Source organism: Nocardia vermiculata NBRC 100427 (assembly GCF_001613265.1).
Classification (GTDB): Bacteria; Actinomycetota; Actinomycetes; order Mycobacteriales; family Mycobacteriaceae; genus Nocardia; species Nocardia vermiculata.
In genome coordinates this window covers 490,150-515,723 of record NZ_BDCA01000001.1, presented here as the reverse complement: position 1 = coordinate 515,723, position 25,574 = coordinate 490,150, and the positions used below count along the sequence as shown (strand labels likewise).

Genomic DNA, 25,574 nt, shown 5'->3' with positions numbered 1-25,574 from the left:
GGTCCGTTCGAACTCGAGGATGGACAACAACTGTGAGCCGTGCAGATGCGGACCGGGGGAAGACATCGCTGCCCGCGGCGACCAGAAATGCGGAGCGGGTGATCCGTCGGCGGCCGAAGAACCGCCGGGCCCAGATCGCGAGCGAATCGGCGGCGGCGTTCGGTTCACTCGGCTACCACGGTGTGAGTATGGAGGAGATCGCGGGCCGGCTGGGGATCTCCTCGGCCGCGCTCTACCGCCACTACCCGAGTAAGTACGCGCTGTTCCGGGAGGAGTTGCTGCGGTTGTCGGCATCCGCGGTGACCGCGGCGACCCTGCCGGAGCGGATGCGGGCGCTTCCCGCCGAGGAACGGCTGCGGACGGTGATCGACGCAATCATCGCCGAAACCATCGCGAACCGGCCGACCGCGGCGCTGGCCCGGTGGGAGGCCCGCTATCTCGACGCCGAGGACCGCAAGGTCTTCGACCAGCAGTTCGGTTCGGCCATCTCGGCGTTGCGGGCCCTGATCGGAGAATTGCGCCCCGAGCTGCGCGGGCGGGAACTTCTGGTGCGCGCTGTGGCGGTCTTCAGTGTGGTCAGCAGCATCGGTGACCACCACGCGCATCTGCCGGTGAAGTCACTGGCCGTGGTGTTGTCGGAGGCGGCCTGGTCGCTGGTCCGGGTCGATCTGCCGCAGCGGAGCCCGCTGCCCGAACCCGAAGCGCCGGGCGAGGTTCCGCACTCGTTCAAACATCAGGTGGTGCTGAACAAGGCGGTCGAACTCTTCCACGAACGCGGGTATCCCAATGTGAGTGTGGAGGATATCGCGGCGGCGGCCGGTCTGTCGGCGGCCTCGGCGGTCTATCGCTACTACCGCAGTAAGGATGCGCTGCTGGCCGCGGCGTTCCGGCGGGTGGCCGACCGGATGGCCGCCGCGATTGCTCCGGCGGTCGACGCGGCGCCGACCTCGGAAGGGGCGCTGGCCGGACTGGTCGATCTCTACGTCGAGGGTTCGTTCGCCGAACGCGAGCTGACCTTCGTCTACTTCGCGGAGTTCGGCAGCGTCGATGCCCACGAGCAACAGGTCCTGCGCAATATTCAGCGACTGGTGGTGGCCGAGTGGGTGGAGTTGCTGGTCGATGCGCGCCCGCACCTGCCGCGAGCGCAGGCCCGGATTCTGGTGCACGCCGGTTTCGGGCTGGTCGTCGGGCTGGGCCGGCTCTTCGGTAACGACCAGCGGATCTGTCCGCGTACGCATGTGATCGGGCTGATGGAGGCGACTCTGTTCGGCCGGCTCGCGGTGCGGGAGCAGGAGAACCAACGCTCCAGGAATGACTGACTACTCATGTGAAAGGAAAAGGCCATGTCGACATCGCAGTCCTACGTGCCCACCGAGGCGGAGCTGGCGACCAGCACCGACGAGGAGGGGACCGAGCGGATGCGCCGGATCATGACGGCCCACCCCACCCGGGCCGAGTCCGCGGCCCTCGATGCCGCCGACTTCGCCGGCGATGTGCCACTGACCACGGAACGCACGCGGGTCCACATTCCGGCGACCCATCGCTCCGAGACCAAACGCCCGCCGTCGCTCACCGATGCCCTCGATTTCTGGCAGTTCGCCGGCGCCGCGGCCAATGTGGCGATGCAGATGGCGCGTCCCGGTGTCGGTCACGGCGTGGCCGACAGCAAGGTCGAGACCGGAGCGCTGATGGTGCACCCGTGGAAGCGGGCCCGCACCACGACGCAGTATCTCGCGGTCGCGATCCTCGGTAGCGAGGAGGAGAAGCGGCTGTTCCGCGAGGCGGTCAACACCGCGCACCGGCGGGTGCGCTCGGATCCGGGTGCGAAGGTGAAGTACAACGCCTTCGACCGGAATCTGCAGTTGTGGGTGGCGTGCTGCCTCTACATCGGATTCGAGGACTCCTACCAGTTGCTGCACGGCAAGATGAGTCCCGAACAGGCCGAGGAGTTCTATCAGACGTCGTCGACGTTGGCGACCACGCTGCAGGTCACCGAAGATATGTGGCCGGCCACCCGCGCCGAGTTCGATGTCTACTGGAATGCGGCGTCCGAACTGGCGGTGGTCGACGACAAGGTCCAGGCCTATGTCGACGATCTGCTGCACCTGCGGATGATCTTCTGGCCGCTGCGCCTGGTCTTCGGTGAACTGCTGCGGTTCCTGACCAAGGGTTTCCTGGGCACCTACTTCCGGGAGTTGTACAGCATCGAGTGGTCGGAATCCGATCAGCGGCGGTTCGAGAATCTCTTCCTGTTCGTCGGTTTCGTGAACCGCTTCATCCCCAAGTTCATTCGCTTCGCGCCGACCCACTGGCTGATGCGCGACCTGCGTAAGCGCCTCGAGAAGGAGCACGCCATCATCTGATCTCGTGCGCCCCCGGGCCGCGTTCACCGGGTAGCATCTGCGGAAACGCGGCCCACTCCGCGACAGGTTCGATTTCCGGCAGGAACGGAAGGGTGCAGGTGTCGGCATGGGCAGAGTGAGAGACGTCATGGATCGGCTGCACCTGACGCGGCGCAAGCTACCCGATCCCGAGCCGAAACAGCTCGACCGGTGGGCCAACGAAGGCGGCGCACTGCCGCCACCGCCGCCGGATCCGGACGACAACCGCGCCCGCTGAGCAGCGAGCGAGTCACCCGCGCTGTACCGGCGTTACTGCTCCTTGTGTTCGTGCCCGGTGGTGGCCTCCGTCACTAATGGTTTGTGCGTTAACTATTAGCGGGCTAATCTTTCGGTGACGAGGAGGTGTCGCCGATGGTGGCCGAGGTCGAGGATCCGCTGCGGCTGGATCGGCAGGTGTGTTTCGCGCTCGCTGTGGCGAACCGGTCCGTGCTGACCGTGTACCGGCCACTGCTCGAGCCGTTGGGGCTCACCCATCCGCAGTATCTGGTGATGCTGGCGCTGTGGGGGGAGGCGCCGATGTCGGTGAAGGCTATCGCCGAGGCTGTCCAGCTCGATTCCGCGACGTTGTCCCCGCTGCTCAAGCGGCTCGAAGCCGCTGGTCTGATCACGCGTCACCGCGATCACCGCGACGAGCGCACGCTGCTGATCGATCTGACGGTGGCGGGCCGCGCGCTGCGCTCCGACGCCGAGCGGATCCCGCCCGCGGTGGTCGAGCGGCTCGGTGTGAGCCTGGCCGATCTGGAGGAGTTGCGTGAGGTGCTGACCCGCGTGAACCGGGCAGCTCGACGGGCGGCTCTCGCCGGAACTCAGGGAGGCACTGATGAGTGAACACAAGCCCAACGTGATCCAGCGGGTGCGCTATATCTGTGGCGCCACCCTGCCGCCCTCGATGCGCGAGTGGGTGCTCGAGGACCTGACCGGCCCCGGTGCGGCCCGCCGCTACCTGGTGCGATTCCTGGTGCCGATCATCCCGGTGTTGTGTCTGTTTCTGCTGGTCCCGGGCCCGCTGTGGGTCGGTCTGTCGATGATGGCGCTGCTGTATCTCCCGCTGGTCTACTTCACGGTGGCCCTGATCTACGTGTATCGGCGGCATCGTCTGCTCAAGCACGGTCTCGACCCGGAACTGGCCGATGTCGCCGAACGCCGGCGCGCTGCCGCCGAACGAGAGCGTTACCAAGCGCGCTACGGGCGCGGCTGAAACCGGGCCTCGGCGCTGTCGGAAACCCGCGTGGTCGCGGAATCCCTGCCCGCCGAACCGATTCCGCGGTGCCTCACGAGACGGTCTGCATCCGCAGACGGTGCTCGTGAGGTATTGTGATGTTTGTCGGTGATCGATCGAGTGCCGCTGGGTACGTGAAGAGTTCAGCCGATCCGTTGGCCGGACGGGAGCGTCGATGGTGGATCCGTATACCGACAATCCAGTGAACGTGGGACATTCGGTGGTCCTGCGCTACTCGATTCCCGCCGGTTCCGGCTGCGTCATGGCAGCCACGGTGTAGATCCGATCGCCGAAACCGTATGCAGGGAAAGGACATCCGATATGAGTGAGCAGCCGAACCTGTTCAGCCACAGTCCGGGCCCGATCGAGACCCCGGTGCCGTCGGGCGGGGTGGCGCATCGTCCCCTGTTTCGCAGCGCGGGGCCGGTGGCCGCCGGATCCGAGGGTGCCGAGGCGCCGGCCGACGATATCGCGCGCTGAATGCCGTTGCGCCCGGAGCCGGTCCGGATACGATCGGGCAACGGGCGCTTTCGGAGAGATAATTCCGTTCTGCGGCCTCAGCTGCGGAAATGCGGAAGTGTGGCGGATAGTGATGCGAAATCGGTATCCGCAGCTATCGAACCGTTAGCAAACATAGGTCGAATTACAGGCCAATCCTTTTACCTGCCAATTTCTGGCTTTCAGGGGTCTTTACCGCTCGGGTAGTGTCGTCACCGCAATCATTCGGCTATCGAATCGGCGGGGATATCACGCGTCGACGTGCCCGCGGCGGAACGGAGCCTGGTATGAGCGCTGTGACCTCACCACGGCTGTCCGTCGGCAGCGCCGATGTCCGGTTACTGCGAGCGGTGACCGAGACCGCGGCCGCGGCGGTGAGCGCGGGGGTGGCCGGGCTGGGCATGATGATGCCCATCGGCCGGTCCTGGGTGTCGCCCGGTTCTGCCATGCAGGTCGACCTGCTGATCTTCAATATGCCGCTGGCGTTGACCATCGGTGCGCTCATCTCGGTGATCGCGGTATCGGTGTCGTGCGCGATCGGCAACGACCGGCTGGCCTGGTGCGCAGTCTTCTGTGCGACCGCGGCGATGCTGGTCAATCATGTGCTGCTGGTCCGGTTGGAGACACGCACGCTGTCGACGCTCAACTATGTCGACTCGATGTTGGCGGGAGTGATCCTCGGCTGTCTGGCGGCAGCGGTCTGGCAGCGCCGGGCCCCGGCTGCCGGTTACCTGTTCGGCGCTCTCACCTCGATCCTCGTCGCGGATCTCACTCCCGCGCCCGACGGGCGTACCGATGCGCTGCGCGGCGCGCCACCGGTATGGCTGATCGTCGCGGCGATCGCCCTGATGCTGTTCACAGCCGTGCTGTACCGGCAGGGGCCGGGCACCGAACCGGACGACAGCACTGTGGTGCCGTTGAAGCCGGTGGTGGCGGCGGTGGTCATCGTGACCACGATTCTGGGTACCTCGGTGTGGCTGGCGCACGGCGTCACGGTCACCACGGCCGTCGCGGCCGTCGCGGTCCTGCTGGCGGCGACGACGGTCGCGGCGTTGCTGCTGCCCGGTCGGGACGGGCTGCTGGTGGTGGTCATGGTCGCATTCGCGACGGCCGGATCGGCGGTGCTCGTCGTGCCCAGGCCCGGCTGGTCCACCGTGCCGATCGTCGTGATCGCGGGCATCGCGCTGTATGTGGGATGGCGTGATCGGCAGCCGCTGCGGGCGGTCGCCGGGTCGGTGCTGCTGGCGATCGTCGGCGTGGCGGGCGCGGCACTGGTGGACGATCCGTCCGCGGTGATTACCGTCGCCGGCTGTCTCGTGGTCGCGACGGTCGCCGGCTACACCCTCGGCTGCGCCGTCGGAGCACACGCGACCGGTGCGGTCGTGGGCATCGCGGTGTTGTTCATCCCCTCGGCGGGCGTGGCCCTGCAGGGCCACGATTTCGGTCGGGTCGAATACTCCCAGAGCTGGTACCGCAGCGCCGAGACCACGAACTCGGCGCTGCCCGGAATCGTCTCGGCCGTCATCGCCCTCGGCTGCGCACTGGTCGTCCTGCTGGTCGGCCGGCTGCGCCCCGCGCGCTGACCCGACGGTGCGAATGTCCCCGTACGGTTAGGATGACCTTGCCCGTGGGGAAGACCGGTGCGAGTCCGGAGCTGTCCCGCAACTGTGAGGATCGTGCGCGATCCGAAGCCAGATACCCGCGGGTGCAGTGTTGAACGGACATGATCACGTGGGTATTGGTCGATGCGCCGAATGAGCCGCCTCGCCGCGGCCCGTTTCGCATATCTCGTCGCGTGTATCACCGAGCGCGATGGGAGTCGCAGATGTCGCCGACCGCTTCACCACGGCTGAGCCGCCGGTCGTTCCTGGTGGGCAGCGCCCTGGCCGCCGGAGGTGTGTTGAGTGCCTGTGGTGCGGGTGGCGATACCGGGACCTTCACCGCGGCCCTGCAGGGGTCGGGAGCCGCCGAAGGGATCGACCCCGGTGTGAATTCGCTGTTCATCGACGAGGTGCGGATGAAGGCGGTCTACGACGGACTGTTCGAGGTCGACGACACCATGACACCCGTTCCGCGCCTGGCACTGTCCGGAGAGCCCGATGCGGGCGGGACCCGATGGCGCATCGCGCTGCGTGAGGCCCGGTGGCACGACGGCTCCGCGTTCACCGCCGACGACGTGTTGTTCACGTTGGCTCGTGTGCTCGGGCCGCCGCAACGCCGCCCGTTCATCGCGGCCACCACCCTCGCGAACATCGATCTGTCGCTGTGCCGGGCGGTGGATCCGCATACGGTGGAGATCGCGCTGAAACAGCCCTCCTACGACTTCCTGACCGCGCTGTCGGCATACGGGACCAAGATAGTCCGCAACGGCACCACCGATTTCGCGCATCCGGTGGGCACGGGCCCCTTCGTCTTCGAGTCCTTCGAGCCGGGGGGACAATTCGTCGCGCGAGCGAACGAGCACTATTGGGACGGTGCGCCAGAGCTGTCGGAGTTACGGATCGTCGGCGCCGATCCCGATGCGCGGCTCGCGGCGGTGCAGAGCGGTCAGATCGACTACGCGGAGGATCTCACCCCGTCGGCGGCGCGGGCCCTGCGCGGACGCGCGGGCGTCTCGCTGGAGTCCGTCCCGAACAGCGGCATCTACTTCTTCGCGATGAAAACAGATCGGCCGCCGTTCGACGATCCCGTGGTGCGCCGTGCGGTCATGCACATGGTCGACCGGGCCGAACTGGTCAAGGTGGCGCTGGAAGGTCAGGGCGAGATCGGCAACGACGTGTTCGGCAAGGGATGTCAGTATTACGCCGAGCTCCCGCAGCACGAATACGATCCGGATCTGGTGGGTCGTCTGCTGCGCGCGGCAGGCGTCCGGGATCTGAGTTTCGATCTGTTCACCGCGCAGGTAGGACACGGCTTCATCGAAGCGGCGCGGCTTTTCGCCGAGCACGCCGCGGCCTGCGGAGTGCGGGTGAACGTCGTGGTCGGTTCCAAGGACAGCTACTACACCGACGCGCTGGAAACCGGTCAGCTCACGATGGGGCAGTCCGGTCCGCTGGCGATCCCCAATCACTTCGCGTCGCGGTTGCTGACCGGATCACCGCAGAACCGCACGAAGTTCTCCGATCCCGAGTTCGATGCGCTCTACGCGCGGGCGCAGGCGACGCCCTCGGTCGAAGGGCGCGCGGCGGTTTATCGCACCATGCACGAGATTCAATACGACAGAGGAGGTTTCGTGTTCTACGGCAATGCCCACTGGAATCGTGCGGCCCGCAACGAATACACGAACGTACCGGCCGCGGTCCCCAATTCGCATCGGTGGGCCCGTTTCGACAAGGTGTCGGCGCGATGACCGCGGTGGGCTTGTCACCCGAGCGGGCACACTACTGGGTGCAGCGCTGGGATCGGCAGCAGGAGCACTACATGCCCGATCGGGAGCAGCGCTTCGAGGTGATCGGCGATGTCCTGGACGAACTCCTCGACCGCCCGGACCCGTTGATCGTCGACCTCGGGGTCGGGCCCGGCACCCTCGCGCAGCGCATCCTGCAGCGGCTGCCGCAGGCGCGGATCGTCGGTGTGGACGCCGATCCGCTGCTGCTGGCGCTGGCCGAGCTGACCCTGGGCTCGGACCGTTTCCGCACCGTCGACGCGGACCTGCGCACTGCGGATTGGCTCGACGCCCTGGCGCTGGACCGGGCCCCCGACGCCTTCGTCAGCACTACGGCCCTGCATTGGATGAACCGGGAACCACTGCGGGAACTCATCACCGTCTGTGCCGGCGCGCTGCCCGCCGGTGGTGTGTTCGTCGACGGTGATCATCTGTACGAGGGCCCGGCCGGGCCGCGGCTGGATACGCTGGGCCGGGCCCTCACCGCCCGCCGGGCGCAGCGCCAGGGCACGGCGGCAGCCGAGGACTGGTCGGCCTGGTGGGCGGCTGTCGATGCCGCGCCCGAACTGGCGGAACTGGTGCGGCGGCGGGCCGGCGGATTCGAGCACACAGTGCACGATCGGCCCACCGCGCACGACTACGTGAACTTCGCACGTGCGGCGGGCTTCGCCGAATCCGGCATCGTCTGGCAGTACGGCGACGACCGTGTCGTGGTCGCTGTCCGCTGAGCGCGCCCTGCCGCGCTGGGTGCCGACGACACCGCCGCGATGGTGGCGAAGCGCACTGCGTCGCACGGCGATCGTCGCCGGGCAGCTGTTCGTACTTCTGGTCGTGGTCTTCGTGTTGTCGTTACTGCTGCCCGGCGACGCGGCCGACGTGCAGAGCAACGATATGCTGGGCGCGAGCCAGCAGCAGGCCGCCCGCGAATTGATGGGGCTCGACGTTTCGCCGGTGCGGCGCTTCCTCGACTGGCTGGCGCATGCGCTCACCGGCGACCTGGGTACCTCGTATGCCGGTGGCGAGCGCGTGACCACGTTGATCGCCGAACCGTTCCTGGTCACCGGGGCGATGGCTGCGCTCACACTGGTGGTGCTCGTGCCCGTGGCCGGCGCGGTGGGATTCGCCGCGGGGCTGCGACCCGGTTCACGGCGCGATCGGCTGATCACGACGGCGAGTATCGGCCTCGACTCCATTCCGGATTTCGTGCTCGCGGTGTTGCTGGTGACCTATGTGGCCGTGCGCCTGCAGCTGTTCCCGGCCACCTTTCTCGGGGTCGACACCGACACCGTTCTCAGCCGTCCGGAATATCTGGTGCTACCGCTGCTGGTGATGGTGGTGCGGGTCGGTGCGCCGCTGGTGCGGTTGGTGCGGGCCGGTGTGATCGACGTCTGTGCGCAGCCCTATATCGAGCAGGCCCGGCGGCTGGGTGCCGGTCGGATATCGGTGCTGCTGCGCCATATCGCGCCGAATGCGCTGGGGCCCGCAATCCAGGAACTCGGCCGCACCGGCGACGGGTTGCTGTCCGGAGTGCTGATCGTGGAGGCGGTCTTCGTGATGCCGGGAATCGCCTCGGAGCTGATCGGAGCCATCGGCAATCGTGACGACCCGGTGATCCTGGCCATCGTAGCCGTCACCGGAGTGTGCGCCATCGCGATCAACCTGGTGATCGATCTGATCGGCCGTCGCCTCACGCCGCGGGCGGAGGGGAGATGATGCGACGGGCCCGGCTGTGGACGGCGTCGCTCGCCGTGACGGTGCCGCTGCTGATCGCGATCGCCGGCCCGTGGTTCGCGGTCTCGGCGCCGCGTGAGCGACAGGTTCCGTTCGGGCCGTCGTCGTGGTCTCCGTTCGGCACCGATCGTTTCGGCCGGGACGTGCTCGCCGCCGCACTCACCGGTGGTCGTGGATTCCTACTGGTCGCGGCTGTCACGGTCCTGGGCGCGTACCTGGTCGGCTTCACGATCGGAGTCGCCGCCGCGGCTGCCCCGCGGGGCTGGATCGAGGAGCTGCTGATGCGCCCGATCGATGTCTTGCTGTGCCTGCCGTCGTTGTTGATCGTGATGGTGGCCGCGATGCGCTCGCAGGGGTCGGCCGTGGCGATCTCGATCGCGATCGGTGTCGCCCTGATCGCCCCGATCGCTCGATTCGTCCGAATGGCGGCGGATGGCGTGGTGCGCGGTCCCGTGATGGATGCGCTGCGCATGCAAGGGGAGAGCCGCGGATATCGCTACGGCGGGTACGCCGCCCGTGCACTGGCCCGCCCGCTGGCCGCGGATGTGGGTGTCCGATTCACCGCGGCGATGTACTTCCTCGCCTCCGCCAACTTCCTCGGACTCGGGTTCGATACGAGTTCGACCGACTGGGCGGTATCGGTGGCCGCCAACAAGGACGCGCTCACCGTGGCGCCGTGGTCGGTCGCGTTACCGGCCACCTTGATCGTGCTGCTGGCTGTGGGCGTCAACCTGCTCTGCGACGAACTGCTCGCCGACCCGGCCGCCGTGGCCGCCCGGGATCTCGCGCGGGCGGGTACGCGACGACGGGGGAGCCGATGATTTCGGTGCGCGGACTGCGCGTGCGTGCCGGGAGCACGGTGCTGGTGGACGATGTGTGCCTGGATGTGGCCGCGGGCGAGGCGGTGACCTTGTTCGGCCCGTCGGGTGCGGGTAAGACGACGATCGCGGCCGCGATCGCCGGGGTGCGCAGGCCGGGAGTGGTGGTGGACGGACAGATCCGGCTTTCGGGCGCGCGAGTCGGTTATCTGCCTCAGCATGCCGCCGCGACGCTGAATCCGGCCCGGCGGATCGGCGCCGCACTGGGCGAATACGCCGGTATTCATGTTCGTCCCGGTGGGCACCGGCTCGGCCGCGGTGCCCGTCGGGTCCTGGTAGCGCAGGCCCTGTCGGCGGCGGCCTTCGATATCGACGGCGCCGATCTCGGCCGGCTGCTGCGGCGGTTTCCGGTCGAATTCTCCGGCGGTGAGCGGGCTCGCCTGGCACTTGCCCAGGTGCTGGCATCCGACCCCCAGGTGCTGATCGTCGACGAGCCGACCGTGGGGCTGGACCCGCCCGCCCGTGCGAAACTGCTGGACAGTCTGGATCTGTTGCGCCGCAACGGCACTGCGGTCGTACTGGTGACCCATGACCGCGTGGCTGTGCGCCGGCTCGGTGGCCGCGTCCTGAGGGTGGAGCGTGGGCGCGTGCGATCCGGCGGGCTCCCGGCGCCCGGACCGGACGGCCCGGCACCCTCCCGGCCGGTACCGCAGCGGCCTGTCCTGTGCCTGCGCGATATCTCGGTGACCCGGCGGAATACGCCGATCCTGCGGAATGTGGACCTCGAACTCGGCGCGGGAGAACTGCTGGCAATGGTCGGGGTGTCGGGCGCGGGTAAGTCCACCATCGCCCGAGTCCTCGCCGGACTCGATGCTCCCGGAGCCGGGCGGGTGGAGTTGGACGGTGCGCCGCTTCCGGTGCTGCGTAAGCGTTCTCGTGCCGATATCGCCGCGGTGCAGTACGTCTGGCAGGAATCGGCGGGATCGTTCGATCCGCGGCGAACGGTACTGGACCAGGTCGCGGCGACCGCGCTGCGGCTGCGCGGGCACACGCGCACCGAGGCGTACGCCACCGCTGTGGCGGTACTGGCGGAACTGGAGATCGACGTCGAGCAGGCCCGCCGGTACCCGCCGAATCTGTCCGGCGGCCAGCTGCAGCGAGCGGCCCTCGCGCGGGCGCTCACCGCCGAACCCCGGGCACTGATCTGCGACGAAGTCACCACTGCGCTGGATCACCGGCTGGCACAGCGAATCCTCGCTGTGGTCGAGGATCGCTGCCACGGCCGGGGTACGGCCGTGCTGTGGATAAGCCACGATATTCGCACCGCGGTGCACCGAGCCGATCGATTGGCAGTGGTGGACTCCGGCCGTATCACCGAACAAGGCACGGCGCAGCAGCTGGTGGACGACCCGGCTACATCGGCGCTGCGCGTGCTGCTGCATGCCGATGACCTCGATCGTGACTGAGCACCACGGCGGGAGCGTCAGATCCAGGCTGCTCCGGTGCGGGGCATGAGGGCCGAGATCAGGGCGCACAGCTGGGTCGGGCGGTCGGTGTCGGTGGTGGCTTTTCCACTGGTCAGGATTGCTCCGGCGAGTCCGCGGTCCGGATCGGCCCAGCCGTACTGGGTGGTCAGGCCGCTGCGGCCGAAGTGATGGCCGGTATCGGCGCCGAACTTGGAGCGCCGGGCGCCCAGTTCGAATCCGGCGCGACTCACCCGGCCGGCGATGCCCGGGATGCGGGGCGCCGGCCCGATCGCCCAGCGGACGGTTTCCGGCGACAACACCCGCACTCCGTCGAGCTCACCTCCGCGGGTGAGGATTTCGTAGAAACGCGACAGTTCGGATGCGGTCGTGACCAGATTTCCGGAGGGTAGTTCCGCGGTCAGGAACGAGCGCGTCGCCGATTCCGGCATCGAGGACATGCCGCCGCCGAGTGCCTTCCCGGCCACCATCGACCAGGCCCGCGACGGCCGCGGGCCGGTGCGCACGCTGGGAACCACCAGATCCACGTCCTCGGGGGCGACGCCCAGCGTGGTCCAGCGGAATCCGAGCGGATCCAGAATCCGAGCGGCCAGGTGGTCGCGGACCCGCAGACCCGTCGCCCGCTGCACCAGCGACCGCAGGATCAGCCCGCTGGTCAGGGCGTGGTAGACGCGGAAGCGACCCGGTGCCCAACTGGGGCGCAACTCGATCAGTGCCCGCCGCGCCACCTCCTCGTCCACGACGGCGTCGAAGCCGCGGTAGCCGGCCGGCATGAACGGCACCCCCGCCGAATGGGTGAGCACATCGGCGATTGTGATCCGACCCTTGCCGTGCGCGGCGAATTCCGGGATGTAATCGCACACCCGATCCGCGGCGGCGAAGACACCCTGTTCGATCAGCATGGAGATCACCGTTGCGGTGACACCTTTGGCGGTGGAGAACCCGCAGAACGGGGAATCGACCGTGATCGGCTCGACCACCGCATCCGGCGCCTCGGCCGGCGCGTTCCCGCGCGTGTGACCGATCGCCCGGTTCAGGACGAGGGCACCGTGCCGGCGCAGGCAGATCTGGATCGCCGGGGTGGTCCCCAGGCGATACCAGTCCAGCACCGAGGCCCAGATCTGCTCGACATCGCCACGGGTCAGTCCCACCGTCGTGGGATCGTCCTCCGGCCCGACCGCGGTCACGGCATCCGGGTCGGCGGGTACGCACACCAGGTCCACGCCGCCAGCATAGTGCGGCGAAACTCGCCTGATTCGAACCGCCGATCCCGGGTAGTACGGCCCACGACAGCACACGTGTGGCCGCATCCGCCGAAACGGAGGTGCCTGATGGCTGGATCGCAACCGACTCGGGAGACCGCGGCGCAGCGGAGCCGGCGGCGGCAACTGTTACGCAGCCCACGCAAACATGCGGGCGAGGGGATCGAGGATGCCTACAACATCCCCGGCATCGTGCTGTGTGGTTTGGGGGCGGTGGCGCTGGCGCTGGCGCTCACCGCGGCCGGCTACGGCTTCGCCGGATGGGCGATCGTGGCGGGCATCGTCTGCGCGGCCTGCTTGATCGGTGGGATCACCTGGATCGCGCTCGAGAGCAAGCGCACCAGTGCCCGGGATCAGTGGGAGCCACCACAGCGGCAGGGCCACTGACCCACGCACGATCGACGGTAGGAGAGGAGAGAGATGGTCGACCCGACACACGGCAGCTTCACCACCGACGACGCGGGAATTCCGGTCCCCAGCGACCAGGAGTCGCTGACGGTAGGCCCGGACGGCCCGATTCTGCTGCAGGACGCCTATCTCATCGAGAAGATGGCGGCGTTCAACCGTGAGCGCGTGCCCGAGCGACAGCCACACGCCAAGGGCGGCGGCGCATTCGGGGTCTTCGAAACCACCCAGGACATGAGCCCCTACACCTGTGCGAAGCTGTTCCAGCCCGGTAAGAAGACGCCCATGCTGGCCCGCTTCTCCACGGTGGCCGGAGAACGCGGCAGCCCGGACACCTGGCGTGATCCGCGCGGCTTCGCGCTGAAGTTCTACACCGAGGACGGCAACTTCGATCTGGTCGGTAACAACACGCCGATCTTCTTCATGCGCGACCCGATGAAGTTCCAGGACTTCATCCGCTCGCAGAAACGCCGCGCGGACAACAACCTTCGCGATCACGATATGCAGTGGGACTTCTGGACCCTGTCACCGGAATCGGCGCATCAGGTCACCTGGCTGATGGGTGACCGCGGGATCCCCCGCAGTTGGCGGCACATGAACGGCTACTCCAGCCACACCTACATGTGGATCAACGCCGAGGGCGAGAAGCACTGGGTGAAATACCACTTCATCACCGACCAGGGGGTGGAGTTCTTCACCCAGGACGAGGGCGACCAGATGGCCTCGATGGACACCGACTATCACACCCGTGACCTGTGGGAGGCGATCGACCGGGGCGAGCACCCGAGCTGGACGTTGAAGGTGCAGATCATGCCCTTCGAGGCCGCCAAGACCTACCGATTCAACCCGTTCGATCTGACCAAGGTGTGGCCACACGGTGACTACCCGCTCTACGAGGTGGGCCGGATGACGTTGAACCGCAACCCCGCCGATTACCATACCGAGATCGAGCAGGCCGCCTTCGAACCGAGCAATTCGGTACCCGGTACCGGCCCGAGCCCGGACAAGATGTTGCTGGGACGCTGGTTCTCGTACCCGGACGCACATCGCTACCGGATCGGGGCCAATTACAAGGAACTGCCGGTCAATGCGCCCGAATCACCGCGGCATTCGTACACCAAGGATGGCCACATGCGCCATCACAATCCGGGCGATCCGGTGTACGTGCCGAATTCGAAGGGCGGCCCGCACGCCGAGCCGGACCGGGCCGGGCCGCTGGCGGGCTGGTACACCGACGGCGAGATGGTGCGTGCGGCGTACACGTTGCGCCGCGACGACGACGATTGGGGTCAGGCAGGCACCATGGTCCGTGACGTACTCGACGATGCGGCCCGGGAACGGCTGGTGTACAACATCGTCGGGCATCTGCTCAACAATGTGAGTGAGCCGGTGCTGACCCGAGCATTCGAGTACTGGCGCAATGTCGATGCCGATCTCGGCGCGCGGGTCGAGGCCGGGGTCCGGGAGAAACAGCAGCAGGGTGTCAAGGATCCGAAGGCTGCCGGGCAGGACAATCCGGGCCGTTCTTCCGCCCAGAAGAAGGCGTAGCCGGGACGCGGGGCGGTTAGCGGTGCACGCTCGTGGTACTGCGCGAGCATGATCGCGAATTCCGCCGCCGCCCCGCATGTTCTTCGTGAATACGCCTTCATCGCCGATGGCCGGCGCGGTGCCCTGATCGGCCCGCGCGGTGACATCTCGTGGATGTGCTTGCCCGGTTGGGACGACGACGCCGTCTTCGCGACGTTGCTCGGCGGCTCGGGGATGTACGCGATCACCCCCTCCGACCCGTTCGTCTGGGGTGGGTACTACGAGAACAACACGTTGATCTGGCGCTCGCGCTGGGTGGCCGGACGGGCGGTGATCGAATGCCGGGAGGCACTGGTCTTTCCGGGCGATCGGCACCGCGCGATTCTGCTGCGGCGCATCGTCGCCGAATACGGGGATGCGGAGGTCGACATCCTGCTGCGGCCGGTGGCCGGCTTCGGGCAGCATCCGATCCGTGCACAGAGCCTCGACCAGGGGATCTGGTCCGCGCGGGCGGGCGCGATCCGGGTGCGCTGGAGCGGAGCGCCCACAGCCCGGATCACCGGAGAAGGGACCGAGCAGGGCTGGACCGCCCACCTCCGTGTCCCGGAAGGAGAACACCGCGACCTGATCCTGGAGCTGTCCGATCACGGCCTGCCCGACCAACTACCGGATCCGGATATCTGCTGGTCGGCGACCGAAAATGCCTGGGCGAGCGAGCGTCTCGACATCGGCGACAGTATCGCTCCGCGCGATGCGGCCCATGCCCTGGCCGTATTGCGCGGAATGACCGCCGATTCCGGCGGCATGGTGGCGGCGGCGACCACCAGCCTGCCGGAACGAGCCGATCGGAACGAGAACTACGACTACCGATACGTCTGGCTCCGCGATCAATGTCTGGCCGGGCAGGCGGTCGCGGCAGCCGCCGGAGGGCACCCGCTGCTCGACGACGCGATCCGGTTCGCGACCGCGCGTATCCTCGCCGACGGGCCGGAGCTGTCACCTGCCTACACGGTGAACGGCGCCGGGCTACCGCCGGTGCGGCCGGTCGATCTGCCCGGATATCCGGGTGCACAACCGGTCACCGGCAACCGCGTGTACGGCCAATTTCAGCTGGACACCTTCGGTGAGCTGCTGTTGTTGTTCGCCGCCGCGGCGCGCCACGATCGTCTCGACAACGATCAGCGGCGCGCGATCGCGCTCGCGGTGGCTGCGATCGCCGAGAACCATCACCGTCCGGAAGCCGGCATCTGGGAGCTCGACAACCGGCGCTGGACGCATTCTCGCCTGATCTGCGCAGCGGGCCTGCGCGCGGTCGCCGCGTCGCCGGCGACCGGTGCCGACACCGCGGCCTGCAGTGCACTGGCCGACCGTTTGCTCGCCGACTCCTCGCGGGTCGGCCTGCATTCGAGTGGACGCTGGCAACGCGCACCGGACCTGGCCGGGGTCGACGCATCGCTGATGCTGGCGATGATTCGCGGCGCCGTGCCGGCCGACGATCCGCGGTATGCGGCGACCTTCGGCGCGGTGCGTGACGAGCTGTCCACCGATCACTTCGTGTATCGCTACCGTCACGACGACCGCCCGCTCGAGGTGAGCGAAGGCGCATTTCTGCTGTGCGGGTTCACCATGGCGACTGCCGCGCACCAGCTCGGGCAGCCGCTCACTGCGATGCGGTATTTCGAACGCAACCGTGCCGCGTGCGGGACTCCCGGTCTGTTCGCCGAGGAATACGACGTCACTCAGCGCCAGCTGCGCGGCAATCTGCCGCAGGCGTTCGTGCACGCGGCCTTGCTCGAGTCGTCGGTGCAGCTGCCCCGAACGCGGACCTGACCCGGCGCCCCGCTCAGCTGATACCGACGATGGGCAACCGCAGCGCGGCCGGTGCGTCGGCCGGTACCACCGGCGCCTCGGGGGCGATCGGCGCCAGCCGCCGGTAGGCCGTGCCGAGGGCCGGTCGGGCATCGGCCGCACCCTTGTTGGGCCACAGTGCGACGGCGCGCTCGGCCTGGGCGGTGATGGTCAGTGACGGATTCACGCCGAGATTCGCCGATATCGCCGATCCGTCGATCACGTGCAGACCGGGATGGCCGTACATGCGCTGATACCCATCGATCACACCGGTTTCGGGGGAGTCGCCGATGGCGCAGCCGCCGATGAAATGGCCGGTCATCGGGACGCCGAACAGTGTGGTGAATCCGGTGGTCGCCACGCCGTCGATCTTGTCGGCCACCCGGTGGGCTACCTCGTGCCCGGCCGGGATCGTGGTCGGATTCGGTTGCCCTTCACCTTGTTTCGTGGTCATCCGGCGGCGACCGAACAGGCTGCGCTCGGTGAAGGTGGTCAGCGAATTGTCCAGCGACTGCATCACCAGCAGGCCGACCATCCGTTCCGACCAGTGTCGCGGGTTGTGCACCCGGTGCAGGTCGCGACGGTGCCGCCAGTTCGCCCGCGCCCACAGCCGCAGCGGTGCGGTGGTGCCGTCCTCGTCGTACATCACCGTCGTCATCAGCGACAGCACATTGCTGCCTTTGCCGTAGCGCACCGGCTCCACATGGGTGTCGGCATCGGGATGCAGCGACGAGGTGATGGCCACGCCCTTGGTGAAATCGGTATCCCGGCGGCGGCTGCGAATCGCCATCAGCTCTTCGGAATTGGTGCGCGACAGGTAGCCCAGACGCGGCGAGATGTGCGGTAGCGAACCGCGGTCACGCAACCGGTGCAGCAGGCGTTGGGTGCCCAGCGCGGCGGCGGCGAAGATCACCTGCTCGGCGGTGAAGCTGCGCCGGGAGGTCCGGATCCACCGCCCGGTGCGCACGGTGTCGACCCGGTATCCGCCCGCTGCCAGCGGCACCACGTCGACGACGGTGGTCCGCTCGTGCACGGTGGCGCCGGCCTTTTCGGCCAGATACAGATAGTTTTTGACCAGCGTGTTCTTCGCGTTGTGCCGGCATCCGGTCATACATTCGCCGCAGTGGGTGCAGGTCCGACGTGTCGGGCCGGTGCCGCCGAAGAACGGATCGGCCACCTCTTGTCCGGCCCTGGTTCCCTTCCCGCCGAACAGGACTCCGACGGGGGTGGCGCGATAGGAGTCGCCGACCCCCATCTCGTCGGCCACCTCGCGCAGGACCCGGTCCGACGCCGTCGTGGCCGGATTGTCGGTGACGCCCAGCATGCGTTTGGCCTGGTCGTAGTGGGGCGCCAGTTCCTGACCCCAATCGGTGATGTGGGCCCACTGCGGATCGGCGTAGAACTTGGCCGGCGGTTCGTAGAGCGTATTTGCGTAGACCAGGGAACCGCCGCCGACGCCGGAACCACTCATGATGAAGGTGTCCTTCAGCAGGGTCAGCCGCTGGATTCCGAAGCAGCCCAGCTTGGGCGCCCACAGGAACTGGCGGGCGCGCCAGGAGTTTTTCGCGAACTCGTGATCGGCGAAACGGCGTCCGGCCTCCAGGACGCCGACGCGGTAGCCCTTCTCGGTCAGGCGCAACGCGCTGACGCTGCCACCGAATCCCGACCCGATCACCACCACGTCGTAGTCGAACCCCATCGTCGGCGCCTTTCCTCGTCACGATCCGCTCTTCGTAGCCTAGGAGCGGCTCGCGGCGGACCTCAAAGAGCGACGGCCAAGAAATCAATAGTTTCGGTCACGTCGGTATGCCGCGGGGGTCGTGCCCGTCCAACGTTTGAAGGCATGGATGAACGGCGTCGCCTCGGCGTAACCCAGCCGGATGGCGATGTCGTCGATCGTGAGCGGGGTACCGGACAGCATTTCCTGGGCCAGTGCGCGGCGCACCTCGTCGAGTAGGGCTCGATAGCTGGTCCCGGCGTCGGTGAGGCGGCGTCGCAGGGTGCGCACGCTCATGGTGAGGTCGCGGGCCACCACCTCGATCGGCGGCGGGGTGGTGATGCCGGTGGCCCCGCTGCCCGGCAGCAGTCGCTCGCGAACCTCCGCCGCGATGCCGGTGCGAGCGCTGCGTCGCTGCACCAGGTCCCGGCACTGCGCGATACAGACCGCCCAGGTCTGCTGATTGGCCTGCGGCAGTGGTTGCGCCAGGATCTGGGGCGCGACCGTGAACATGGTGTGTGGGCGTCCGTACGCCGGTTCGGCACCCAGAACGCCGCGGATCCGGTCGGCGTAGCGCGGCGCCGGATAGCCGAATTCGATACGGGCGAAGGCGAAGTCGTGCCCGAGTAGATCGCCCATCACCCGGTGCATCGCGACGATGTCGCGTTCGACGAGAAACTGCTGGACGTCGGCCGGAATGAGTTCGTGGTGGATCCAGGCCACCACATCGTCGTTGCGGTACTCGACGATCGGGGTGCAGAAGGCGAATCCGAGCCGGTAGTAGCGCAGCGCCAATGAGATCGCCTCACGCAGCGTGGGGCTCGTGACACAGGCGAAACCGAAGATGCCGAAGGTGCTCAACCGGTACCGGCGCCCGACCTCGATGCCGAGCCCAGGGACATCGCCGAGTTCGGCGACCAGATTGCGTACCACCCTCAGTTCGGCCTCGGCGGGAATCTGGGCGGCCGGGTCGGCCAGGGCGGCCGGCGCGATGCCGGAACCCGATAACAGCCGCTCCGCCGGTATCCCGCGTTCGGCCGCGAATTCCGTCATGACGGTGACGCTGGCGATTCCACGAGCGAAGTTCCAGGTGCGGACCTCGGGCGACTCGACGGTGTGCATACCACCATTATGGCCGGAACTATTGATGAACTGTGCAGGCCGGGCGGAGATAGGGTTGGTCGATGGAGCAGGCGCAGCCCACGGGCGGGGCCGACTGGAACCTTCGGGCCCGAGGGGAAACCGAGACACAGCAGCTGGACCGTAATCTGGCTGCCCTGTTCCAGGAGTTGCGAGTGGTGCAGACCGGGGTGCAGCTGCTCACCGGCTTCCTACTCACCCTGCCGTTCCAGTCCCGCTTCGACACCGTGTCCACCCCGATGCGGGGCCTCTACTTGGCGGTGGTGAGCTCGTCCATCGCTGCGACCGTGTTCCTCGTCGCGCCGGTGGCGGCACATCGGATTCTGTTTCGCCGCCACCGGCTCGCCACGGTCGTGCGCAACGCGCACACCTTCGCACTGATCGGGCTGGCCCTGCTCGGATTCGCCCTCACCGGGGTGGCGGTCCTGATCTTCGTGACCGTCGCGGGTGCGGTGGCCGCGACGGTCGTCGGTTGCTGCAGTGCGCTGTTGTTTCTCGGGGTCTGGCTGGTGCTGCCGTGGCGTGAGCGCCGCCGGTCCGACCTGCCCTGAGCGATGGTGCCGGCCTTGTCCGGCTCACCTGCCGAGGGCGTTGGACAGTTGCTTCTTGGTCATCTTGGACCGGCCCTTGATGTTGCGCTGCCGGGCCTCGTTGTACAGCTGATCGCGAGTGGGGCCCTGCGAACCTTTACCGGAACGCAATCCGCCGCGGCGCTGTGGTGACATATCCTCGGTGGAAGTGCGGCTCGCGGTGCGGGTCTCACCGGATTGTGCGCGATTCTTGTTCACGGTGCGCGCCGCGATTTCCTCTGCCCGCCGTGAACCTTCACCGCGGTCCTCGGCCGACGATTTCACATGTTGATACTGACGTTCCTCTTTCCGGGTCCACGACTTGGGCATGATGTTTTTCACCTCGGAGTGGTAGAAATTCGATCCGTCGGTACTATGCGGCTTCGCAAAGGGCGTCCTGGCGAAGGCCCTTCAACGTGCGCGACAGAATTCGCGATACGTGCATCTGGGAAATGTGCAGCTTGTCCGCGATCTGATTCTGCGTCTTGGATTCGAAGAAACGCATCACGAGTATGGTGCGTTCCCGCGGAGGAAGCGCATCGATGAGCGGGCGTACCGCCATGGCCTCCTCGGTCAGTTCGTAGCACTGCTCCTCGGTGCCGAGTTTGTCCAGCATCGCACTGTCGTCGGGATCGGCGACCGCATCGATCGAATTCGGCTGGTACGCATTTCCGGCCAGCATGGCCTGCACGACCTGCGCGTCTTCGACCTCCAGGGCCTTCGACAGTTCGCGGGCGGTAGGCATCCGGCCGAGCTCGTGGGCCAGCTGTTCGGTGGTCGGGCCGACCCGCAGCCACAGCTCCTTGACCGCGCGCGGCACCCGGGTCGACCAGGTGTAGTCGCGGAAGTGCCGGCGGACCTCACCCATCACGGTCGGGACCGCGAAGGAGAGGAAGGAATTACCACGGGCGGGATCGTAACGGTCGACCGCGAGGACGAGGCCCAGTCGGGCCACCTGGTGCAGGTCGTCGAAATTCTCGCCGCGTCCCGCGAATTTGCGGGCAATATGTTCGGCCAGCGGCAGGCACAGTTCGATAATCTCGGACCGAATCGGGTCACGATGCGGATCATCTTCGCCGAGGGCAGCGAGTTTGTCGAACCAGGGTTCGATGTTGTCGTAACTGTTGATCCCGTGCCGGGGGGCACGTTCGTTGCGACGGGTGATCGGTTCAGATGTCATTCGAGACGCCTCGCTTCCAATTGAATCCGACGATGTCGGGGTACCCAATGGTGCGATCCTCAAAAGACGCGAATCAGCGCACGACCCGATTATTCACCGAATGATCGGTGATGACCAGGGCATGCGCCGAAACGAGATTTTATCCGCGAACGAGGCCGATTCGGCTCAACGGCTCACCCCCGGGTGCGGCGGCGGTAGCGCACTGTACACGGCTGCTGCAACTGCACCACCATTTTGGAGTGATCATTACGATAACTCTCCGACGGCTGCGCCATCTCGAATTCCCAGTCGCGCAACAGGATCGAGAAGATCGCCTTGAGCTGCATGAGCGCGAACGCGGCACCGACACAACGGTGCCGGCCGGCACCGAACGGAATCCAGGTCCACCGATTCAGTAGATCGGCCTGATTGGGGTCGATGTAGCGGCCCGGGTCGAACCGGTCGGGCTCGGGGAAGTCCTCCGGGATCCGGTTGGAGATCGCGGGGGTGGCCGCGACCATGTCGCCGGGTTCGATGCGGTGGCCGCACACCTCGAATTCGCCACGCGCGATCCGCATCAGGATGATCAGCGGCGGATGTAGCCGCAGCGTCTCCTTCAGCACCGCCTCCAGCTGCGGAATCTGGCGCAGTGCATGGAAACTCACGTCCTGGCCGTCGGTGTAGAGCTCGTCGAGCTCGGTGACCACGCCGGTCAGCACGTCCGGATTGCGGAGCAGTTCGATCACCGACCAGGCCGCGGTCCCCGAGGTGGTGTGGTGGCCGGCGAACATCATCGAAATGAAGATGCCGGTGATCTCGCTGGCGGAGAACCGTAGTTCGCCCTGCTCGTCGCGAATCGAGACCAGCACATCCAGCATGTCCCGGTCTTCTTTACCCTGTGGTGGGTTCGCGATGCGGCCGTTCATGATGTCCTGGACGAGTTCGACCAGCTGGGCGCGGGCCTCGTCGCGTTTGCGGAAACTCTCGATCGGCGCGTAGGGGTCGACGTAGCACAGCGCGTCGGTGCCCTGTTCGAGTTCGTGGTACAGGTGGGCGAACCGGTCGTCGAGCTCCTCGCGGAACTTCTTGCCGATCAGGCAGGCCGAAGAGGTGTAGATCGTCAGCTCGGCGAAGAACTCCAGCAGATCGATCTCGCCCTCGTCGTCCCATCGCTCGACGATGCGATCGACCTCGCGGGCGATCGTCTCCGCGTGCCCACGCATGTGTTCACCGCGCAGAGCCTGGTTGTGCAGCATTTCCTTGCGCCGCTCGGGGCTGGCGTCGAACACCACGCCGTCACCGAAGATCGGCTTCATGAACGGGTAGGCTGCGCCCTGGTCGAGGTCCTCGTCGGCCGAACGGAAGAAGAATTCGTTGGCCTCGGCTCCGGTGAGCAGAATGACGTCCTTGTCGGCGAGCCGGAACTGCCCGACGTCGCCACACTCTTCGCGTACCCGCCGCATCAGCGCGATCGGATCGGTGCGGAACTCTTCGAGGTGGCCGTGCTCGTGTTCGCCCCCGGACACCTGCCGCGGCTTGACCAAGGTCATGAGATTTCCTTCCGCAATCCGGATCCATCCGTCCGTATGGACACGTGTCTGGACGGTACTACGGAAGCATGGGCATGGCAAGGTCGGACCGGGGTTCGGGGGCGGGGAAGCGGCGCCGCGTCAGCGCAGCGCGGTGGCCGAGCGCACGGTGCTGAGCTGCCGGATGATCGACGCGGCGTGGGCGTCGAAGCGGGTGCGATCGATCCTGATCTCACCGATCAGATAGGGGCGATAGCAATAGGCGAGGGCGCCGAAGATGGCCATCGCATTGAGGGTGGCGTCGGTGTCGTCCGGGGCGGGGGTGTCGGTGTCGTCGGCGGCGATGACGGCCGCGATCGGCCCGGTGATCAATTCGACGAGTTCGCCACCGCGTCGGGTCAGCGCGGGGGTGGCCAGTGACTCCACGAACAGAATGCGTCCGCGCCGAGGGTCCTCCAGGAGGAAATCGGTGAATGCGCGCACCACATGACCGAACAGGAGATCGCGGTCCTCCGGCGCGTCGGCCAGTGCTGCGAGCAGCCGGTCGCGGCACTGCTGCACGGTGTTCTCGAGGACGGTGGTCATCAGACTGTCGAGATTGGTGAAACTCTCGTAGAAATAACGTTCGGTGAGTCCTGCCTGTCGGCATACTCCGCGCATCGACGTATCGGCCGCTCCGGCGCCTGCCATGAGTTCGTAGCAGGCCTGGATCAGCCGCGCGCGGCGCGCGGCGATGCGATCGGCCGGTTCGCGACCGCGCCACGGTCTACTGCCCGTCTTCGAGGTCTGCGGCGATTCGGCCATGGCGGTGATGCTACCGGCGGTGCCCGGGCTCGCCTTTTTGACATCGACTGCTGTTGACATCCCATGATGTCAACAATACTGTCGGGGTCATCGCTTCGACCAGACGCAAGGACGCGCCATGAACACAGCGGTCTACGAGGACCAAGCCCACGCGATCAAGGCTCGCGACGTGCGGTTCGACTTCGACTCCGTCCCGATGCACTACATACCGGACGAGGTCATGGCGACCCACATCATCAACGTGATGCACCTGGTTCTCCCGGAAGGGGAACGCGCGATGGCCGCTGCCCTCGCCGAGGCGTTGCCCCATATCGACGACGAACGCCTGCGCGAAGAGGTGCAAGGGTTCATCGGGCAGGAGAACCAGCACGCCAGCTCGCACGCCCAGGCGCGCCGCCATCTGGAATCGCTGGGCCTGGATGTGGCGCCGATGGTCGACACCGTGTCGTGGCTGGTGGACCGAGTCCTCGGTGACAACGGCCTGACCGGACGGGCCAAACATCAGTGGCTGTGCGAACGGCTGGGCCTGTTCGCGGGGATGGAGCACTACACCGCGGTGATCGGCGAATGGCTGCTCGGCAACGATATCCTCGAGGCCAAGAACATGCATCCGGTGATGCTGGACCTGATCCGGTGGCACGGCGCCGAGGAAGTCGAACACCGCAGCGTCGTCTACGACGCGTACATGCACGTCGACGGCGGATATCTGCGCAAAGCCCGCACCGGCCTGGTGGCGAGTTCATCGCTGCTGGTGCTGTTCTTCATCGCCGGGGGCTACCTGTTCACCAAGGATCCGGAACCGCGCAAGGGCCGGTTCTGGCCGGTCCAGTTCCTCAGCGCCTCCGCACGTGGCGTCGTTCCCCGGATGTCCACCTTCCTCACCGAGATCCCGCGCTATCTGCGGCCCGGATTCCACCCCTCGCAGCTCGGCCCCATGGACAACGCGCTGCGTTATCTGGCCCAGTCACCGGCCGCGAGAGCAGGGGAGCAGTGAGTGCGGCAGCCGCGGGACCGACGTATCGGCCGTCGCTTCCGCTGCGGGCGATAGGTGCTGTCGCCGACCTGTACCGGCGCGGTGTGGCCTCCGAGCCGGAGCTACTGGCCCGCTCGGCTCCGGTGCGCCGCAGCGGTTTCGAGCGTGAGCTGATCATCGCGCGACGCGAGGTACACGCGGGCGATGTCGTGGTGTTGACCCTGGTCTCGCCGTACGGGAGCTCGCTGCCCAGCTGGATCCCGGGTGCGCACATCGATGTGCTGTTGCCCTCGGGCCGCCTGCGACAGTATTCGCTCAACGGCGATCCGGCCGACCGCGGGTCCTACCGCATCGCCGTGCGCCGCCTGCCCGACGGGAACGGGGGCTCCGAGGAGATCCATCGCGCCCTGTCCGTGGGCGACCGGCTGCGCATCCGGGGACCGCGCAACGCCTTCTCCCATATCGACGCACCGCACTACGTCTTCGTCGCCGGCGGTATCGGCATCACACCGTTGCTACCGATGGTCGCCGACGCCGAGCGGCGCGGAATCGGCTGGCGGCTGGTATATCTCGGCCGCAGCCGGGACAGCATGCCGTTCCTGGCCGAGTTGTCGGCCCGCCGCGGCGGCAGGCTCGAGATCCGGCCCGACGACGAATTCGGCATCGCGGACCTCGACGAGATCCTGGCCGGCGTACCGAGCGGCGCAGCCGTCTACGTCTGCGGACCGCCACCGTTGATGGCGGCGGCACTGGCGACACCCGCCGCCCAGGACCCGACCGTATCGATGCACCTCGAGCGATTCTCGCCACCGCCGGTCCTGCACGGTAAGCCGTTCCGCATCGAGCTGGTGCGCAGCGACCGCAGCGTGGACGTCGGTGCCGACGAATCGGCACTGACCGCCATCACCAGGGTTCTGCCCGACACGCCGTACTCCTGCCGGCAGGGCTTCTGTGGCACCTGCGCGGTCCGGGTACGCGCCGGCGAGGTCGACCACCGCGACCGGCGCCTGGCTCCGGACGAACGACAGAACACCATGCTCACCTGCGTCTCCCGCGCCGCCGGCGACACACTCGAACTCGAGTTGTGAGCGAGCTCCGCACCCG

At 67.2% G+C, this 25,574-nt stretch carries 25 protein-coding genes and 1 riboswitch; of the genes, 18 read left to right on the top strand and 7 right to left on the bottom strand.

Features of this window, described 5'->3' with window-relative positions:
* Positions 1-32 precede the first annotated feature (32 nt).
* From NV2_RS02415 to NV2_RS02370, 12 genes are all read left to right on the top strand, one after another.
* A complete protein-coding gene (locus NV2_RS02415) occupies positions 33-1,319 on the top strand; it encodes a TetR/AcrR family transcriptional regulator (RefSeq protein WP_245662403.1) in 1,287 nt (428 codons plus the stop codon).
* Positions 1,320-1,430: 111 nt separating this feature from the next.
* The gene (locus NV2_RS02410; protein ID WP_084473816.1) at positions 1,431-2,363 is read left to right on the top strand and encodes an oxygenase MpaB family protein; all 933 of its coding nucleotides are present in this window, start codon (positions 1,431-1,433) and stop codon (positions 2,361-2,363) included.
* A gap of 106 nt (positions 2,364-2,469) precedes the next feature.
* Positions 2,470-2,619: a hypothetical protein gene (locus NV2_RS31290; protein ID WP_157102704.1), complete on the top strand. Its 150-nt coding sequence runs from the start codon at positions 2,470-2,472 to the stop codon at positions 2,617-2,619.
* A 134-nt stretch (positions 2,620-2,753) separates the two neighbouring features.
* Entirely contained in the window at positions 2,754-3,230 is a 477-nt protein-coding gene (locus NV2_RS02405) for a MarR family winged helix-turn-helix transcriptional regulator (RefSeq protein ID WP_067868426.1), read from the top strand.
* A complete protein-coding gene (locus NV2_RS02400) occupies positions 3,220-3,600 on the top strand; it encodes a DUF5313 family protein (RefSeq protein ID WP_373863528.1) in 381 nt (126 codons plus the stop codon). The genes NV2_RS02405 and NV2_RS02400 overlap by 11 nt, the downstream gene beginning before the upstream one ends.
* Positions 3,601-3,942: 342 nt before the next feature.
* Positions 3,943-4,101 carry a hypothetical protein gene (locus tag NV2_RS31285; RefSeq protein WP_157102703.1) on the top strand — a complete coding sequence of 53 codons (159 nt, stop codon included), beginning with the start codon at positions 3,943-3,945 and terminating at the stop codon, positions 4,099-4,101.
* Positions 4,102-4,406: 305 nt separating this feature from the next.
* Positions 4,407-5,702 carry a hypothetical protein gene (locus NV2_RS02395; RefSeq protein WP_067868420.1) on the top strand — a complete coding sequence of 432 codons (1,296 nt, stop codon included), beginning with the start codon at positions 4,407-4,409 and terminating at the stop codon, positions 5,700-5,702.
* A 2-nt stretch (positions 5,703-5,704) separates the two neighbouring features.
* A riboswitch (cobalamin riboswitch) is annotated at positions 5,705-5,840 on the top strand.
* 104 nt (positions 5,841-5,944) lie between these two features.
* On the top strand, positions 5,945-7,468 hold the full coding sequence (locus tag NV2_RS02390) for an ABC transporter substrate-binding protein (protein WP_067868417.1): 1,524 nt from the start codon (positions 5,945-5,947) through the stop codon (positions 7,466-7,468).
* Positions 7,465-8,232, top strand: coding sequence for a class I SAM-dependent methyltransferase (locus NV2_RS02385; RefSeq protein WP_067868415.1), 768 nt, complete (start codon positions 7,465-7,467; stop codon positions 8,230-8,232). Before NV2_RS02390 ends, NV2_RS02385 begins: the two co-directional genes overlap by 4 nt.
* Positions 8,210-9,217, top strand: a complete 1,008-nt coding sequence (locus NV2_RS02380; protein ID WP_245662401.1) for an ABC transporter permease — start codon at positions 8,210-8,212, stop codon at positions 9,215-9,217. Before NV2_RS02385 ends, NV2_RS02380 begins: the two co-directional genes overlap by 23 nt.
* Entirely contained in the window at positions 9,214-10,056 is an 843-nt protein-coding gene (locus NV2_RS02375; RefSeq protein ID WP_245662400.1) for an ABC transporter permease, read from the top strand. The genes NV2_RS02380 and NV2_RS02375 overlap by 4 nt, the downstream gene beginning before the upstream one ends.
* Positions 10,053-11,519, top strand: coding sequence for an ABC transporter ATP-binding protein (locus tag NV2_RS02370; RefSeq protein WP_067868413.1), 1,467 nt, complete (start codon positions 10,053-10,055; stop codon positions 11,517-11,519). Before NV2_RS02375 ends, NV2_RS02370 begins: the two co-directional genes overlap by 4 nt.
* A 17-nt stretch (positions 11,520-11,536) precedes the next feature.
* Here the strand turns inward: NV2_RS02370 and NV2_RS02365 are convergent, their stop codons facing one another.
* Entirely contained in the window at positions 11,537-12,760 is a 1,224-nt protein-coding gene (locus NV2_RS02365) for a serine hydrolase domain-containing protein (RefSeq protein WP_245662399.1), read from the bottom strand.
* Positions 12,761-12,868: 108 nt separating this feature from the next.
* Here NV2_RS02365 and NV2_RS02360 point away from each other — a divergent pair, with 108 nt between their 5' ends.
* The 3 genes from NV2_RS02360 to NV2_RS02350 are packed head-to-tail and all read left to right on the top strand — an operon-like array spanning position 12,869 to position 16,561.
* Positions 12,869-13,186 carry a hypothetical protein gene (locus tag NV2_RS02360; RefSeq protein ID WP_067868410.1) on the top strand — a complete coding sequence of 106 codons (318 nt, stop codon included), beginning with the start codon at positions 12,869-12,871 and terminating at the stop codon, positions 13,184-13,186.
* A gap of 33 nt (positions 13,187-13,219) precedes the next feature.
* Entirely contained in the window at positions 13,220-14,752 is a 1,533-nt protein-coding gene (locus tag NV2_RS02355) for a catalase (RefSeq protein ID WP_067868407.1), read from the top strand.
* Between the two features lie 48 nt (positions 14,753-14,800).
* Positions 14,801-16,561, top strand: a complete 1,761-nt coding sequence (locus tag NV2_RS02350) for a glycoside hydrolase family 15 protein (protein ID WP_067868404.1) — start codon at positions 14,801-14,803, stop codon at positions 16,559-16,561.
* Between the two features lie 13 nt (positions 16,562-16,574).
* On the opposite strand, the gene NV2_RS02345 is transcribed toward NV2_RS02350, so the two are convergent.
* A complete protein-coding gene (locus NV2_RS02345; RefSeq protein WP_067868401.1) occupies positions 16,575-18,278 on the bottom strand; it encodes an FAD-dependent oxidoreductase in 1,704 nt (567 codons plus the stop codon).
* Between the two features lie 84 nt (positions 18,279-18,362).
* The gene (locus tag NV2_RS02340) at positions 18,363-19,418 is read right to left on the bottom strand and encodes an AraC family transcriptional regulator (protein ID WP_067868398.1); all 1,056 of its coding nucleotides are present in this window, start codon (positions 19,416-19,418) and stop codon (positions 18,363-18,365) included.
* A gap of 62 nt (positions 19,419-19,480) precedes the next feature.
* Between NV2_RS02340 and NV2_RS02335 the strand changes: the two genes are divergently transcribed.
* On the top strand, positions 19,481-19,987 hold the full coding sequence (locus NV2_RS02335) for a DUF6328 family protein (protein WP_067868396.1): 507 nt from the start codon (positions 19,481-19,483) through the stop codon (positions 19,985-19,987).
* Between the two features lie 24 nt (positions 19,988-20,011).
* Here the strand turns inward: NV2_RS02335 and NV2_RS02330 are convergent, their stop codons facing one another.
* From NV2_RS02330 to NV2_RS02315, 4 genes are all read right to left on the bottom strand, one after another.
* Positions 20,012-20,335 (bottom strand): plasmid stabilization protein, encoded by a 324-nt coding sequence (locus tag NV2_RS02330; protein WP_067869221.1) that lies wholly within the window; start codon positions 20,333-20,335, stop codon positions 20,012-20,014.
* Positions 20,336-20,378: 43 nt separating this feature from the next.
* Positions 20,379-21,185 (bottom strand): RNA polymerase sigma factor SigF, encoded by an 807-nt coding sequence (locus NV2_RS02325; protein WP_067868393.1) that lies wholly within the window; start codon positions 21,183-21,185, stop codon positions 20,379-20,381.
* Between the two features lie 173 nt (positions 21,186-21,358).
* Positions 21,359-22,714: a lanosterol 14-alpha demethylase gene (cyp51, locus tag NV2_RS02320; protein WP_067868390.1), complete on the bottom strand. Its 1,356-nt coding sequence runs from the start codon at positions 22,712-22,714 to the stop codon at positions 21,359-21,361.
* Positions 22,715-22,834: 120 nt separating this feature from the next.
* A complete protein-coding gene (locus NV2_RS02315) occupies positions 22,835-23,557 on the bottom strand; it encodes a TetR/AcrR family transcriptional regulator (protein ID WP_245662398.1) in 723 nt (240 codons plus the stop codon).
* 58 nt (positions 23,558-23,615) lie between these two features.
* On the opposite strand from NV2_RS02315, the gene NV2_RS02310 reads away from it, so the two are divergent.
* Positions 23,616-24,491, top strand: coding sequence for a metal-dependent hydrolase (locus NV2_RS02310; protein ID WP_067868387.1), 876 nt, complete (start codon positions 23,616-23,618; stop codon positions 24,489-24,491).
* Positions 24,488-25,558, top strand: a complete 1,071-nt coding sequence (locus NV2_RS02305) for a PDR/VanB family oxidoreductase (protein WP_067868384.1) — start codon at positions 24,488-24,490, stop codon at positions 25,556-25,558. The genes NV2_RS02310 and NV2_RS02305 overlap by 4 nt, the downstream gene beginning before the upstream one ends.
* Positions 25,559-25,574: the final 16 nt, after the last annotated feature.

Bases quoted from the DNA above. Each gene is read 5' to 3' on its own strand.
- NV2_RS02385 (WP_067868415.1), top strand. From the start codon at position 7,465: ATGACCGCGGTGGGCTTGTCACCCGAGCGGGCACACTACTGGGTGCAG.
- NV2_RS02375 (WP_245662400.1), top strand. From the start codon at position 9,214: ATGATGCGACGGGCCCGGCTGTGGACGGCGTCGCTCGCCGTGACGGTG.
- NV2_RS02390 (WP_067868417.1), top strand. From the start codon at position 5,945: ATGTCGCCGACCGCTTCACCACGGCTGAGCCGCCGGTCGTTCCTGGTG.
- NV2_RS02340 (WP_067868398.1), bottom strand. From the start codon at position 19,418: ATGCACACCGTCGAGTCGCCCGAGGTCCGCACCTGGAACTTCGCTCGT.
- NV2_RS02325 (WP_067868393.1), bottom strand. From the start codon at position 21,185: ATGACATCTGAACCGATCACCCGTCGCAACGAACGTGCCCCCCGGCAC.
- NV2_RS02405 (WP_067868426.1), top strand. From the start codon at position 2,754: ATGGTGGCCGAGGTCGAGGATCCGCTGCGGCTGGATCGGCAGGTGTGT.
- NV2_RS02330 (WP_067869221.1), bottom strand. From the start codon at position 20,335: ATGCCCAAGTCGTGGACCCGGAAAGAGGAACGTCAGTATCAACATGTG.
- NV2_RS31290 (WP_157102704.1), top strand. From the start codon at position 2,470: ATGGGCAGAGTGAGAGACGTCATGGATCGGCTGCACCTGACGCGGCGC.
- NV2_RS02315 (WP_245662398.1), bottom strand. From the start codon at position 23,557: ATGTCAACAGCAGTCGATGTCAAAAAGGCGAGCCCGGGCACCGCCGGT.
- NV2_RS02350 (WP_067868404.1), top strand. From the start codon at position 14,801: ATGATCGCGAATTCCGCCGCCGCCCCGCATGTTCTTCGTGAATACGCC.
- NV2_RS02370 (WP_067868413.1), top strand. From the start codon at position 10,053: ATGATTTCGGTGCGCGGACTGCGCGTGCGTGCCGGGAGCACGGTGCTG.
- NV2_RS02335 (WP_067868396.1), top strand. From the start codon at position 19,481: ATGGAGCAGGCGCAGCCCACGGGCGGGGCCGACTGGAACCTTCGGGCC.
- NV2_RS02355 (WP_067868407.1), top strand. From the start codon at position 13,220: ATGGTCGACCCGACACACGGCAGCTTCACCACCGACGACGCGGGAATT.
- NV2_RS02310 (WP_067868387.1), top strand. From the start codon at position 23,616: ATGAACACAGCGGTCTACGAGGACCAAGCCCACGCGATCAAGGCTCGC.
- NV2_RS31285 (WP_157102703.1), top strand. From the start codon at position 3,943: ATGAGTGAGCAGCCGAACCTGTTCAGCCACAGTCCGGGCCCGATCGAG.
- NV2_RS02360 (WP_067868410.1), top strand. From the start codon at position 12,869: ATGGCTGGATCGCAACCGACTCGGGAGACCGCGGCGCAGCGGAGCCGG.
- NV2_RS02395 (WP_067868420.1), top strand. From the start codon at position 4,407: ATGAGCGCTGTGACCTCACCACGGCTGTCCGTCGGCAGCGCCGATGTC.
- cyp51 (WP_067868390.1), bottom strand. From the start codon at position 22,714: ATGACCTTGGTCAAGCCGCGGCAGGTGTCCGGGGGCGAACACGAGCAC.
- NV2_RS02345 (WP_067868401.1), bottom strand. From the start codon at position 18,278: ATGGGGTTCGACTACGACGTGGTGGTGATCGGGTCGGGATTCGGTGGC.
- NV2_RS02410 (WP_084473816.1), top strand. From the start codon at position 1,431: ATGACGGCCCACCCCACCCGGGCCGAGTCCGCGGCCCTCGATGCCGCC.